Origin of the sequence: Micromonospora sp. CPCC 206061 (genome assembly GCF_036906915.1) — a bacterium.
Taxonomy (GTDB): Bacteria; Actinomycetota; Actinomycetes; order Mycobacteriales; family Micromonosporaceae; genus Phytohabitans.
In genome coordinates, this window is sequence record NZ_JBAKHX010000057.1 from 40,412 (window position 1) to 53,401 (window position 12,990).

Here is a 12,990-nt window from a genome sequence, read left to right on the forward strand (position 1 = left end):
ACGCTGATCGGGGCCTCTCCGATCTGCGTGCATTTGCCCTTGATCGACGGGAGAGCGGGCGGCGCCGGCGTAGGCGGGGTCAGGGGACGTCGGGGGTTTCGCCAGCGCGGGCGGCGCGGCCGCCCAGGACTACGACGTAGGCCAGGAAGGCGAGCCAGACGGCCGCGCCGGTGCCGACCCGAAACACCGCCGGCAGCGGCGAAGGCGTCACGAACGCTTCGATCAGCCCGGCCACCGCGAACAAGCCGACCAGGCCCAAGGCGACCAGCATCCCGGTGCGACCCGCCTCGGCGACTGCCCGCCCACGGGTGCGGTGCGAACCAGGGGCGATCCACGCCCAACCGATCCGCAGCCCCACGCCGGCCGCCACGTAGATCCCCGTCAGCTCCAGGAGCCCGTGCGGCAGGATCAGTCCGAAGAAAAGGTCACCCCGGTCGTACGAGAGCATCACCCCGCCGACCACGCCGATGTTCAGCGCGTTGTTCCACAGCAGCCACAGCACCGGCACGATGAGCACGCCCGCGGCCAGGCACTGCGCCGCCAGCCAGGCGTTGTGCGTCCACAGGTGGAAGGCGAAGGTCGCCGGCATGAACTCGGTGTAGTACCCGGCGAACTCCGACTCCACCAGCTCGCGGGCCGCGTCTTCACCGATGAACGCGGCGGCGCTTTCCGGGTGCCCGGACACCCACCACATCAGAAAGCCGGTCACGGCCGTGAAGGCCACCGCCACGCCTGTACACCACGGCAGTGCCCGGTACACGGCCAGTGGGAAGCCGACCGTGAAGAACCGGCCCACCTCGCGCCACGACACCCCGGTGCCGCCCGTGATCGCGGCGCGGGCGCTCAGCACCAGCCGGGAGAGGCGGGCAACCAGCGCCGGGTCGGGCGACCGGCTGCGCACCACAGACAGGTGGGTGGCCGCCCGCTGATAGAGGGCCACCAGTTCGTCCGCCTCGGCCGCGGACAGCTTGCGTCCCCGCGACAGCTGCTCCAGCCGTCGCCACTCGGCATCGTGCTCGGCGACGTACGCGTCGAGATCCACGCCGGACATGGTGTTCACTGGTCGGGTGAACGCGCAAGGGGGGTCGTCAAGCCGTCTCGTCAACGGGGAGGCCGTAGAGCTGGAGGTGCGGGTCGCGCGGGTCGGTTCCCGCGTGCTCGCGCTGCTCGTCGACATCGCGGTTCAGGCGGGCATCGCCCTCGTACTGGCGATGGTGGGCGGCGTCCTCATCACCACCGTGCGCGCCGACGCCGCTCTCGAAGGCGCACTGCTCACCGTCGGCATCGTGCTCGTGCTGGTCGGGTACCCCGTGATCTGCGAGACGCTGAGCGGCGGCCGCACCGTCGGCAAGCTCGCCGTGGGCCTGCGGGTGATCCGCGACGACGGCGGTCCCGTCCGGTTCCGCCACGCGCTGACTCGCTCCCTGGTCAGCGTCGCTGTCGAGTGGCCCGGCCTCGTACTGCCGCTCGTCACCTGGATCGCCAGCCTCGCCACGATGCTGAGCAACCCGCGCGGCAAACGCCTCGGCGACCTGGCGGCCGGCACGATGGTCATCCACGAGCGCACACCGGCCTCCTGGGGCTGGGTGCCCGGCATGCCCCTGCCGCTCGCGAGTTGGGCGGCCACGCTCGACCTGACCGGGCTCGACGACGATCTGGCGCTGGCGGTGCGGCACTTTCTAGCCCGCGGGCACGGGCTGGCCGAACCAGAGCGCAGCCGCCTCGGTCAGGCGCTCGCCACCGAGGTGGCAGCCGCCACGACCCCACCGCCACCGCCGGGAGTGCCCGGGTGGGCGTACCTGGCGGCAGTGCTCGCCGAGCGGCACCGCCGGGCGGCACACCGGCTGGCACGGGCCCGCGCGGTCACCGCCACGCTGTGGCCAGGCCTGACCGGTCCCCCGCGCCGCGTCCCGTCCACACCCCGTCCCGGCGTACCGGGAGGCGCACCAGCACCGTCGCCGTGGAGCGCCCCGGGTGGGGCGGAGCCGCCCGCGACCGCGCCAGCCGCCGGTTGGGCCAGCCACCAATGGCCCACACCACCGTGGCTGAATCCCGCGGCGGAGCAAGCGGACTGGACAGGCCTGCGCCCACCGCCGGTGGCCAGCACGCTCAGGCGCCCCGCGCCCGAGCCCCACGAATCGGCCTAAAAACGCAGCTCAATAGGGTACGGCTCATCTCGTCAGACGCCAGATTCACCTGACCAGCGCGACCGCGCCCTTCACATGGAGGTTGCGCCGCTGTCTTGTAATGGTTCTGGCGGGCATACGCGTTCAAGCGTGACGCGATACGGCGGCGATCCCGCTGACATGCAGCCCCGGCGACGAGGAGAAGGATGCAGAGGCAGAGGCAACCGACGGCAGGACTCCTTAGCCCACTCAAGGTTAATCTCGGCATCCTGGCGACATCGATCCTGTTGATCCTGGCAACAGCGCTCATCGTCGCCTCGCCGCTTGCATTACGCTTTCTCGACAGTGAAGAGCAAGACTGGGAGCGCCTTAGCCTTATCGGGCAGTCCTATGGCGCCATCTCAGCAGTTCTTGCCGCCGCAGCCGTTATTGCCGTCGCCATGACGCTGGCGCTACAACAAAGGCAGATGCGCGATGCGCGTCGGATGGCCATTCGACAATTTCAGACCGATCTCCTGGCCATGGCAATCAATGATCCAGAACTACTGCAAGCCTGGGGACAATTTCCCCGACCCGAGGGAGTCGAAACCAGATTGGTGGTTTACACCAATCTGGTTTTGAATTACTTCATAATGCTACACCAGACGGGCACCGCCAACATAGACGAGATCCGGCTTCATTTGCGATTCATGGCGACCAGCGAGTGGGTTCGTAGCTACTGGCAAAGCACTGAGGACGTTTGGCGTACGGGTTACCAGGGCAAGCAGGGAGGGATCATCGCCGTCTTCTCTGAAGAGCTCGGAGGCTCACCGCAGGCGGCCCCACAAGAACCGCCTGCACTGTGACCCGGCAACGAGTTACTCGTCGTCGGCCTTCGCGGCCAGCGAGCTCACGAAAGACTGCCACGATGTGGCCGAGAACTGGAGCATTGGCCCATCGGTGTCCTTGGAGTCGCGTATCGCGACGCATCCACCGAACTTGGCCACCTCGACACACTGACCATTTCCGGCACTGCGCGTACTCTTCACCCAGTTCGCGTTATCACGCAGATTCCACCCAACCATGAACTTTCGAATCCTCTCAAACTAAGTCAGATTTCGCCATGTATTACGGCTTGAATAAACTCCACGGACTGCTTCGGAGTAAGCGAGGCAGTCCGTAACGCCTCGAAGCTCATCCAGTAACTTCGAAGCTCATCTGCGCGACTTCGGAAGACACCGCCGGTCATGCCCTCGGAATAGACAAGCGGATGGTCGGCGTCCCCCGCAAATTCCATAATCACAAATGAGCCGGCGAGGGCCCGGTGCGCACCCACACTGAACGGCAGTACCTGAACCGTGATCATCTTGCGATCATTTGCTTCGACGAGTCGGCCCAACTGACGCCGCATAACATCGGCTCCCCCGACCTGTCGCCTCAGGACGGCCTCGTCGACCACGACGATTAGCTGCGGAGGTGGACTCCGCGTCAATACCGCCTGACGCGCCATCCGAACAGCGACCCGCTGGCCATGAACCTCCTCATCCTGGTAAACACCGTCGGCGGCGATGACCGCGCTGGCGTAGTCGGCGGTTTGTAACAGGCCAGGAACGATCTGTGCTTCATAGTTATAGATACTGGTGGCTTCGGCTTCGAACCCGATATACGTCTCGTAGGCGTTCGGTAGCACGTCACCGTACGCCTCCCACCAGGCGCGCTTGCGGGCTTGAGTGGCCAGCGCCTGGATACGCGCCCGGGTGTCCTGGGCTAGCGCGTAAACGTCGAGCAGTCGGTCCAGGTCCTTGGGCCGGATGCCCGTATGGGCCGTCTCGATGCGGCTCAGCTTCGATTCAGACCACCCGAGTTCGGCAGCAACGTCCGCGACCGTGCGTTCCGCACGCAGGCGCCGAAGCTCGGCACCGAGTTGCCGACGCAGAGTGGGTGGACTGGGCTTCACTGCCATCAAGGACACGGTAACGCAAGCCGGCGTCTTCACATGCAACGGACAGGCCGCAGATGCACTTGCATCTTCACCTCGCAACCTTCACCCTGAAGGGAAGTTAAGGCGACAACGGCGTCGAGGCACCCGCCACACCGACCGACGGAGGCAGCCCGTGCTGGACGAACGCACCTTCGCCGCAGACCCCGAGCTTCCCTGGCAACTGGATACCGGCTTGGTCTTCGTCGACGAGCGCCCGATCGTTTTCGCCCTCTATCGCCGAGGCGATCGCGATACTCCCGGTCAGGTGGCGGCCTGGCTGCTCGTACTGCCGGACGGCAACGCCGTGCTCCAGCCGACCGAGGGCACGCCGGCTCGGCCTATCCTCACCACACTGCACAGCGTCCGCCGCCGGTGGGTCCGCATGCTGGACGCCGAGGTGGTACAGGTCGTTGGCAGGCAGGCGCAGCACGTGCTCTGACACGGAAACCGAGGCCGGACGGCGGGCCAGGTGGCGGCAACCACCGGCCCGCCGCCCCTTGTGCGGATCTCCGTCTACTGTTGCCGGGTGAAGGCCTTCATCCCGTGGCTCACCGTGCTGGCGGTGATCATCCTGCTCAGCGCGCTGAAGCTGCGGCCGTTGGCCACCGCCGTGGCGGTTGGCTGGCTCGCGTACTGCGTGTGGACCTGGGTCCGGCCCAGAAAGCACGATCGGGCCGGGTAGGACCCGGCCCGATCGCGTCAGTTGGTGCTCAGTAGCGGTAGTGGTCCGACTTGTACGGACCCTCCACTGGGATGCCCAGGTACGACGCCTGCTCCTTGGTGAGGGTGGTCAGCTTCGCGCCGAGGGCGTCGAGGTGCAGCCGGGCCACCTTCTCGTCGAGGTGCTTGGGCAGCGTGTAGACGCCCACCGGGTACTGGTCGAGCTTGGTGAAGAGCTCGATCTGCGCGATCGTCTGGTTCGCGAACGAGTTCGACATCACGAACGACGGGTGGCCGGTGGCGTTGCCAAGGTTCAGCAGGCGCCCCTCCGACAGCACGATGATCGAGTGGCCGTCGTCGAACCTCCACTCGTCGACCTGCGGCTTGATGTTGATCCGCGTGACGTCGTCGCGCTTCGCAAGACCAGCCATGTCGATTTCGTTGTCGAAGTGGCCAATGTTGCCCACGATCGCCTGGTGCTTCATCCGCGCCATGTGGTCGGCGGTGATCACGTCGAAGCAGCCGGTGGCGGTGATGAAGATGTCGGCCGTCTCGACCACGTCTTCCATCGTGGCGACCTGGTAACCGTCCATCGCCGCCTGAAGCGCGCAGATCGGGTCGACCTCGGTCACGATGACGCGGGCGCCCTGGCCGCGCAGCGACTCGGCGCAGCCCTTGCCCACGTCGCCGTACCCGAACACGACCGCGACCTTGCCGCCGATCAGCACGTCGGTGGCCCGGTTGATGCCGTCGATGAGCGAGTGGCGGCAGCCGTACTTGTTGTCGAACTTGCTCTTCGTCACCGAGTCGTTGACGTTGATCGCCGGGAAGAGCAGGGTGCCGGCCGACTGCATCTCGTACAGCCGGTGCACGCCCGTGGTGGTCTCCTCGGTGACGCCCTTGATGCCCTCGGCGATCCGGCTCCACCGCCGGTTGTCCGTGGCGAGCGAGCGGCGCAGCACGTCGAGGATGACGGCGTACTCCTCGCTGTCGGACGCCTCGGTCGCCGGCACCGCACCCGCCGTCTCGAACTCGGCGCCCTTGTGCACGAGCAGCGTCGCGTCGCCACCGTCGTCGAGGATCATGTTGGGGCCCTCGCCGTCGGGCCAGATGAGCACCTGCTCGGTGCACCACCAGTACTCTTCGAGCGTCTCGCCCTTCCACGCGTACACCGGCACACCGGTCGGCGTCTCGGGCGTGCCCTCGGGGCCGACCACGATCGCCGCGGCGGCGTGGTCCTGAGTGGAGAAGATGTTGCACGACGCCCAGCGGACCTGCGCGCCCAGTGCGACCAGGGTTTCGATCAGCACAGCGGTCTGGATCGTCATGTGCAGCGAACCGGTGATCCGCGCGCCACGCAGCGGCTGCTCCGCAGCGAACTCACGCCGGATCGACATCAGCCCAGGCATTTCGTGCTCTGCGAGCTGGATCTCCTTGCGCCCGAAGGCAGCCAGGGAAAGGTCAGCGACCTTGTAGTCGCCCTCGGCGACGGTGCGCGGACGGGACTCGGCCGACGCGCCGGGCGCCGGAAGAGTGCTGGTCATGAAAGCTCCTGTCGTACGCGTCTACTGCACGACCCACTACCTTACGCGGACGGCAATCTGACCCGTACAGCGCGCGGGGCGGCGGGTCATGAGCGGCATCTCCGCCCAGCTCCCACCGCCCCGCGCATCCCCCCGGTTTGGTTCCCCGCGCGTGACTCGGACCTTAATCCCGATAACACTGCGTACCCATAGAGTCACACTACGCAACGTCAGTGTCAAGCTAAAACGCGAAATTTCGGTATACGCCCCATCTTCGGACGGGCGTGCAGGAACTGGCTTCAGGCCGGGACCGACGCGACGAACGCCTCGCCCGCGCCGGCCACGATCACCGGTCCGGCACCGGCCGCACCAAACGCCGCGTACCCGGCCGGCAGCTTCACGCTCGCGGCGCCGTCGTCCGCCACGACCTCGCCGGCGATACACAGCACCACGCGCGGACCGGACACGTCGAGCGTCACCGGACCACCGGCCTCCACCGGCCGCACGCGGTGCAGCGCGAACTCGGCCACCGGCGCCCGCCACGTCACCACGCCCGGCGCCACTGGGACCGCCGGCACGACCGGGTCGACCAGCGCCTCGAATCGCAGCACGTCGAGCAGCTCGGGCACGTCGACGTGCTTGGGCGTGAGCCCGCCGCGCAACACGTTGTCGCTGGCCGCCATGATCTCAATGCCGGTGCCGCGAAGGTACGCGTGCAGGTTGCCGGCCGGCATCCAGATCGCCTCGCCGGGCGCCAGCGTGACGTGGTTCAGCAAGAGCGCCACCAGTACCCCTGGATCACCGGGATAGTGGGCGGCGAGTTGGCGTACCAGATCAGGAGCGCCGGGCGCCGCCACCGCCGCCTCGACGAGTGACGGGCGGTCGGTCTGGGGCCATTCCAGCAACGCGCGCAGCGCGGTGCGCAGGTCGCCGGCGCGCAGCGCCGCGACCACCGGCTCCAACGTGGACACATCGAGTGCCGCGAGGCTGTCGGCTGCCGCCAACGGGTCACGGAACCCGCACAGCGCCTCGAAATCCGAGACCGCGACGAGCATCTCCGGCTTGTGGTGAGCGTCCACATAGCTCGGATGCCCGGCCGCGAAGCGGGCACGGGCCTGGGCCTCGTCCGGGTGCGCCTGCAACGACAACGGCGCGGCGGCCGCCAGGATCTTCACGAGGTACGGCAGGCGCGCGTCGAACCGGGCCGCGACGGCAGGACCGAGCAACCGTTCCGGCTCGGCGGTGACCCGGTCGGCGAGACTTACACCGTCGATAGTGGACGGATCGCCCGGGTGCGCGCCGATCCACAGCTCCGCCTCCGGCCCGTCGCTCGGCACCGGCCGCCCCTGGATTCCCGCGATCACGGTGCGGGAACCCCAGGCGTACGGCCGGATCGGGCTGGCCAGCGCCTCCACGGTTCAGCCCGCCGCTGGCGCCGGCTCCGCGGCCGGCGCTGCCGGTACCCGGTAGATGTCGGGCTCCAGGTAGATGGCCCGGGCGATGGGCACCGCGGCACGGATGCGGCTCTCGGCCGCGTTGATGTGGTCTGCGATCTCATCGGCGGTTTCGCTTTCGCGTACCGCGATCTTCGCAGCGACGAGCAGCTCATCCGGGCCGAGGTGCAGCGTCTTCATGTGGATGATCCGGTCGACCTCGGGCCCGGCGAGGAGGGCCTCTTCGATCTTGGCGACGTCTTCCGGCGTAGCGCCCTCGCCGAGCAGCAGGCTCTTGGTCTCGATCGCCAGGATGACCGCGATGGTGACCAGCAGGAGTCCGATCGCCGCGGTGCCAAGCGCGTCCCACAGGCTGCTTCCGGTGATCAGCGTCAGCGACACGCCGATCAACGCGAAGACCAGACCGACCAGCGCGCCAAGGTCCTCCAGCAGCACGACGGGCAGCTCGGGCGCGCGCGCCCTGCGGACGAACTGGACCCAGGTCGCCTTGCCCCGCACATGGTTGGACTCCACGATCGCAGTCCGGAACGAGAACGACTCCAGCACGATCGCCACCGACAGCACCACCACCGGCACCCAGTGCCACGCCGTGATGCCCTCGTCGTGGCCGCCGTGCCAGTGCTCGTACTTGTGGTACGCCTCGTACAGCGCGAACAGGCCACCGACGCTGAACAGCACGATCGACACGATGAACGCGTAGATGTAGCGCTCGCGGCCGTACCCGAACGGGTGCTGCGGCGTGGCCTTACGCCGCGCCCGCCGCCCGCCCAGTAGCAGCAGCGCCTGGTTGCCCGAGTCGGCAACCGAGTGGATCGACTCCGCCAGCATCGACGACGACTGGGTGAGGAGCCACGCCACGAACTTCGTGACCGCGATACCCAGGTTGGCCAGCAGGGCCGCGACGATCGCCTTGGTGCCCCCGGAGGCGCTCATGGCCGTCCTCGCTTCGCTGCGGGCGGCCATGAGGCACCAAGCGCACTGCGCCCGATGATTCGCTCGCTCCGCTCGCTCATGGGTTGGAAAGCTCCTTCATCTCGGTGACGGCCGGCACCGCCATCGGGTCCAGCCCGTGGGCCAGCGCCAGGTAAACGGATGCGAAGTCAGGGATCGCGACGAGCGACGCGAGCCGCTCCAGCGACGAGCCGCCCTCCGCGGTGACCACGTCGCAGCGCACGCCGCGCCGCTCGGCCAGAGTCTGCACGGCGTCGGCCCGCCGCTCCTCCACGGCCACCGGCTCGTCGGCGTCTTCTTCGGTGCCGAGGCCGCCGTCGCGCAGCAGCACCACCCGCAGTCGGGTGGCGTCGGACTCCTCGCCCGGGTCGGCGAAGATGTCGCGGGCCGACTCGACCAGCCCGCCGAAGACGCCGTCGAGCAGGCCGACCCGACCGCGGCCAGCCTCGCCGAGAGCGCCCGCCACAACGGGGTACCGGGCGTTGGCCGACAGGGTGTCGGCGAAGCGCCGCGCGGCCACGGTGGCCAGCGGCGACGAGCCCCACACGATCGGCACCGAGCCGGCCAGGGCCATTGCCAGCGACTTGGCCGGGTTGACGAACGACTCAGCGGTCGGGCGGGACCGGTCGGCGTCGGCGTCCAGCCGGGTCGCCGTCTCCGCGAGGTCTGCCTCGTTCACCTTGACGAGGCCAAGGGCGCGGGCTGCCATCAGTACCGGCACGGTCAGCGCCCACAAGCTCGCCCGGGCCGGCGCGCGCCGCGGCACCGCGATGAATGGCGCCCTGGCCCGTTCGGCCACCGACTGGAGCATCGAGTCCGGCGCGCCCACGGCGACCAGCCGGGCGCCGCGCCGCGCGGCGGCGTCGGCGGCGCCGAGCGCCTCCGGGCTGCGCCCCGAGGCACTGACCGCGATCACCACGTCGGCGGCGCCCACCCAGCCGGGAACACCCGCGCTGCGGTGCGCGATCACCGGAACTGGGCAGCGCGGTCCCGCGACGGTGGCCAGCACGTCTCCGGTACGCCCAGCGGTGCCGACGCCCGCGATCACCACCGCGCGGGGGCGGCCCTCGTCGAGCAACGACGTCAGGTTGGCCTCGGCGGCCAGCGCCGCCGACTCGCGCACCTGCGCGCCCGCCGAGGCGGTGGCCCGCAGCATGCCGCCCGGGTCGTTCTCCTGAAGGGCGGCAGCGTCGTCGAGCAGAGTCTCATCGACGTTCCGCCGGCCGCGCACGCTAGCGCCCACCGTCAGCTCCGTTTCGCGCCTCGTCCAGCAGCAGCACCGGGATGCCGTCGCGGACCTCGAAGATTCGCTTGCACTCGGTGCACGTCAGAGTCTGCGCGGCGGCGTCGAACTCCAGTGGAGCGTGATGCGTGTCCGGACACGCAAGGATCTGGCGCAACTGCGGGTCCAGGGACACCGGACTGCTCCTTCCAGGGCTTTACCGACCCATGATCCTACGGCAGCGGGGCAGCGGCCAATGACGGCAGCAAGCGCTCTACGTAGTCCGCGGTGTCCTGCCAACGGGTCACGGCCACGGAGGGAATGCCCATCGCCTTGACGGGGTAGTCGTTGCCACCCTCGTCGAGCCGGTCGCCGATGAAGAGCACCTCGTCGTGCGCCACGCCGACGCGTTCGATCAGCCTCCGCATACCGTACGCCTTGTCGACACCCTTCTTTGTGACGTCGACCGACGTGGAACCGCCGCTGCGCACCTCGAGGTCCGGCAGGCGTTGCGCGGCGTACGCCCGCAGGCGCTCCTTCTTCGCGCCGTCGGGGTCCCACGCGTACTTGGCGTCGGGCGGGGCGGACTGGCCCAGCGCCGAAAACGTGATCTGGCTGCCGCGGTCTTCGATGATGTCGCCCCACGGCTCGGGCTCCCAGAGCCCCAGCTCCTTGGCGCCCTCGGTCAGCACCTCGATGACGCGCGCCTTGACCTCTTCGGCGAAGTTCTCCGCGTAGACGATGCCCCAGCCGCCATCGATCCACCGGTAGTACCGGGTGCCGCAGGTGGGCATCAGGTGCAGGTGGGTGCGCGCCTTGTCGTCGAGCTTCAGGTGCCGCAGGACCTGGGCCTCGAACTGCTCGAAGCGGCCGCCGGAGATGATGCAGACGTCGACCCGAGCGACGAGCTGGGCGAGGAGGTCAGCCATCCGCTCGTCGATCTGGGACTTCGACACGGCCAGCGTGTCATCCAGGTCGAACGCCACGATCCGAACGCTGCCCGTCAAGAGCTTCCTCCAGTCGAAAGAGTGCATGCCCGCCCCACACCGTAACGGCGTGCCGCCCGTGCCCGCCGCGCGCCCTCTACCGTTGCCCACTACTGTTTCCACCAGGAGGTTTGACCGTGACGCATCCTCGCGCGGGGCAACGCGCCACCGCCGCCGACCTGATCGACGTGCCGCACCTGGTGGCGAGCTACTACACGGCCCACCCCGACCCGTCCGTCGCCGACCAGCGAGTCGCGTTCGGCACCTCCGGGCACCGGGGTTCGAGCGCCCGGCTCAGCTTCAACGAAGACCACGTGCTGGCGATCAGCCAGGCGATCTGCGAGTACAGGGCCAGCCAGGGCATCGACGGGCCGCTGTTTGTCGGGCGTGACACGCACGCTCTGTCCGAGCCGGCCATGATCAGCGCGCTCGAGGTGTTCGCCGCCAACGGGGTACACGTGCTGCGGGACAGCCGCGACGGATACACGCCAACGCCGGCACTGTCGCACGCGATCCTCACGTACAACCGGGGCCGCACGTCCGGGCTCGCCGACGGCGTGGTGATCACCCCGTCGCACAACCCGCCGTCCGACGGTGGGTTCAAGTACAACCCGCCCAACGGCGGCCCGGCCGGCTCCGACGCCACCAAGGTGATCGAGCAGCGCGCCAACGCGCTCATCGAAGGCGGCCTCAAAGAGGTGCGCCGGGTGCCGCACGCGCGCGCTCGCGAGCAGGCCGGCGAGTACGACTATCTCGACGCGTACGTCGGCGACCTGCCGAGCGTCGTCGACCTCGACGCGATCCGGGCGGCCGGCGTGCGGCTCGGCGCCGACCCGCTCGGCGGCGCCAGCGTCGCGTACTGGGGCGAGATCGCGTCGCGGTACGAGCTGGACCTGACCGTCGTCAACCCCGACGTCGACCCGGCGTGGCGGTTCATGACGCTCGACTGGGACGGCAAGATCCGGATGGACTGCTCGTCGCCGTACGCGATGGCCTCGCTCATCGCGTCCCGCGCCGACTACCAGGTCACCACCGCAAACGACGCCGACGCCGACCGGCACGGCATCGTCACCGCCGACGCCGGATTGATGAACCCCAACCACTACCTCGCGGTGGCGATCGACTACCTGTACCGGCACCGGGATGGCTGGCCCGCCGGCACGGCGGTCGGCAAGACACTGGTCTCCTCGTCCATGATCGACCGAGTGGCCGCCGACCTTGGCCGCCCGTTGATGGAGGTGCCGGTCGGCTTCAAGTGGTTCGTCGACGGGCTGCTCGATGGCTCGATCGGCTTCGGCGGCGAGGAGAGCGCGGGGGCGTCGTTCCTGCGGCGCGACGGCAGCGTGTGGACCACCGACAAGGACGGCATCGCCCTGTGCCTGCTGGCCGCCGAGATCACCGCCGTCACCGGCAGTACTCCCAGCGAGCACTACGCCAGGCTGACGTCGCGCTTTGGGGCGCCGGCCTACGAGCGGATCGACGCACCGGCGAGCCGCGAGGAGAAGGCCGTGCTGGCTGGACTCTCCCCCGACCAGGTCACCGCGACCGAGCTGGCCGGCGAGCCGATCACCGCCCTGCTGACCGAGGCCCCGGGCAACGGCGCCGCGATTGGCGGCCTGAAGATCGTGACCGAGTCCGGCTGGCTCGCCGCCCGCCCCTCCGGTACGGAAGACGTCTACAAGCTCTACGCCGAGAGTTTCCGCGGCAAGGACCATCTAGCGTCACTCCAGGCCGAGGGCCGCGCCCTGATCACGGCCGCCCTCCGCGCCTAGTACGCCCGCGCCCCTCTTCCGCCGATCAAGGGCAAACGCACGTGGTTGGATCTCTTTTCCGCGTGCGTTTGCCCTTGATCCATGCAGATCTCCTTGATCAACGCCGCGGAGTTGGACGATCCTGCGCCGCGCCATGCCGATCACCGCCCCGGTGGGCGCTCGACCCACCGCGGGCCTCTCGGGCTGCGACCTTGACGCCGCGCGATCGAGCGCGGCTACGCCGGCCCCGCCGCGCGCGCCCGCCATGCGGACCGTGCGCCGATCAAGGCCATTCGCATCGATCAAGGGCGAATGCACGCGGAAAAGAGATCAAACCACGTGCGTTTGCCCTTGATC

At 68.9% G+C, this 12,990-nt stretch carries 14 protein-coding genes; 5 read left to right on the forward strand and 9 right to left on the reverse strand.

Annotation, left to right across the window (positions count from 1 at the left end; genetic code table 11):
- Positions 1-79: 79 nt before the first annotated feature.
- Positions 80-1,042 (reverse strand): stage II sporulation protein M, encoded by a 963-nt coding sequence (locus V6V89_RS29205; protein WP_334622686.1) that lies wholly within the window; start codon positions 1,040-1,042, stop codon positions 80-82.
- A 25-nt stretch (positions 1,043-1,067) separates the two neighbouring features.
- On the opposite strand from V6V89_RS29205, the gene V6V89_RS29210 reads away from it, so the two are divergent.
- Both V6V89_RS29210 and V6V89_RS29215 read left to right on the forward strand, forming a co-directional pair.
- On the forward strand, positions 1,068-2,147 hold the full coding sequence (locus tag V6V89_RS29210; protein ID WP_334622688.1) for an RDD family protein: 1,080 nt from the start codon (positions 1,068-1,070) through the stop codon (positions 2,145-2,147).
- 185 nt (positions 2,148-2,332) lie between these two features.
- Entirely contained in the window at positions 2,333-2,971 is a 639-nt protein-coding gene (locus V6V89_RS29215; RefSeq protein ID WP_334622689.1) for a DUF6082 family protein, read from the forward strand.
- 12 nt (positions 2,972-2,983) lie between these two features.
- Here V6V89_RS29215 and V6V89_RS29220 read toward each other — a convergent pair whose 3' ends face one another.
- Both V6V89_RS29220 and V6V89_RS29225 read right to left on the reverse strand, forming a co-directional pair.
- Positions 2,984-3,190 (reverse strand): DUF397 domain-containing protein, encoded by a 207-nt coding sequence (locus V6V89_RS29220; protein ID WP_334622690.1) that lies wholly within the window; start codon positions 3,188-3,190, stop codon positions 2,984-2,986.
- Positions 3,191-3,216: 26 nt separating this feature from the next.
- Entirely contained in the window at positions 3,217-4,068 is an 852-nt protein-coding gene (locus V6V89_RS29225; protein ID WP_334622691.1) for a helix-turn-helix domain-containing protein, read from the reverse strand.
- Positions 4,069-4,219: 151 nt separating this feature from the next.
- Between V6V89_RS29225 and V6V89_RS29230 the strand changes: the two genes are divergently transcribed.
- Both V6V89_RS29230 and V6V89_RS29235 read left to right on the forward strand, forming a co-directional pair.
- A complete protein-coding gene (locus V6V89_RS29230) occupies positions 4,220-4,525 on the forward strand; it encodes a hypothetical protein (protein WP_334622692.1) in 306 nt (101 codons plus the stop codon).
- Positions 4,526-4,612: 87 nt separating this feature from the next.
- Positions 4,613-4,768, forward strand: coding sequence for a hypothetical protein (locus tag V6V89_RS29235; protein ID WP_334622693.1), 156 nt, complete (start codon positions 4,613-4,615; stop codon positions 4,766-4,768).
- A 28-nt stretch (positions 4,769-4,796) separates the two neighbouring features.
- Here V6V89_RS29235 and ahcY read toward each other — a convergent pair whose 3' ends face one another.
- The 6 genes from ahcY to V6V89_RS29265 form a co-directional block, all read right to left on the reverse strand.
- Positions 4,797-6,290 carry an adenosylhomocysteinase gene (ahcY, locus tag V6V89_RS29240; protein ID WP_334622694.1) on the reverse strand — a complete coding sequence of 498 codons (1,494 nt, stop codon included), beginning with the start codon at positions 6,288-6,290 and terminating at the stop codon, positions 4,797-4,799.
- A 278-nt stretch (positions 6,291-6,568) separates the two neighbouring features.
- Positions 6,569-7,684 (reverse strand): mannose-6-phosphate isomerase, class I, encoded by a 1,116-nt coding sequence (gene manA, locus V6V89_RS29245; protein WP_334622695.1) that lies wholly within the window; start codon positions 7,682-7,684, stop codon positions 6,569-6,571.
- 3 nt (positions 7,685-7,687) lie between these two features.
- A complete protein-coding gene (locus V6V89_RS29250; RefSeq protein ID WP_334622696.1) occupies positions 7,688-8,656 on the reverse strand; it encodes a cation diffusion facilitator family transporter in 969 nt (322 codons plus the stop codon).
- A gap of 76 nt (positions 8,657-8,732) precedes the next feature.
- Positions 8,733-9,917 carry an SIS domain-containing protein gene (locus tag V6V89_RS29255; protein ID WP_442935239.1) on the reverse strand — a complete coding sequence of 395 codons (1,185 nt, stop codon included), beginning with the start codon at positions 9,915-9,917 and terminating at the stop codon, positions 8,733-8,735.
- On the reverse strand, positions 9,907-10,092 hold the full coding sequence (locus V6V89_RS29260; protein ID WP_334622697.1) for a Trm112 family protein: 186 nt from the start codon (positions 10,090-10,092) through the stop codon (positions 9,907-9,909). Before V6V89_RS29260 ends, V6V89_RS29255 begins: the two co-directional genes overlap by 11 nt.
- Positions 10,093-10,129: 37 nt before the next feature.
- Positions 10,130-10,903: an HAD-IIB family hydrolase gene (locus V6V89_RS29265; protein ID WP_334622698.1), complete on the reverse strand. Its 774-nt coding sequence runs from the start codon at positions 10,901-10,903 to the stop codon at positions 10,130-10,132.
- A 116-nt stretch (positions 10,904-11,019) separates the two neighbouring features.
- Here V6V89_RS29265 and pgm point away from each other — a divergent pair, with 116 nt between their 5' ends.
- A complete protein-coding gene (pgm, locus tag V6V89_RS29270; protein WP_334622699.1) occupies positions 11,020-12,654 on the forward strand; it encodes a phosphoglucomutase (alpha-D-glucose-1,6-bisphosphate-dependent) in 1,635 nt (544 codons plus the stop codon).
- Positions 12,655-12,990 lie beyond the last annotated feature (336 nt).

Bases quoted from the DNA above. Each gene is read 5' to 3' on its own strand.
- V6V89_RS29215 (WP_334622689.1), top strand. From the start codon at position 2,333: ATGCAGAGGCAGAGGCAACCGACGGCAGGACTCCTTAGCCCACTCAAG.
- V6V89_RS29220 (WP_334622690.1), bottom strand. From the start codon at position 3,190: ATGGTTGGGTGGAATCTGCGTGATAACGCGAACTGGGTGAAGAGTACG.
- V6V89_RS29250 (WP_334622696.1), bottom strand. From the start codon at position 8,656: ATGAGCGCCTCCGGGGGCACCAAGGCGATCGTCGCGGCCCTGCTGGCC.
- V6V89_RS29225 (WP_334622691.1), bottom strand. From the start codon at position 4,068: ATGGCAGTGAAGCCCAGTCCACCCACTCTGCGTCGGCAACTCGGTGCC.
- ahcY (WP_334622694.1), bottom strand. From the start codon at position 6,290: ATGACCAGCACTCTTCCGGCGCCCGGCGCGTCGGCCGAGTCCCGTCCG.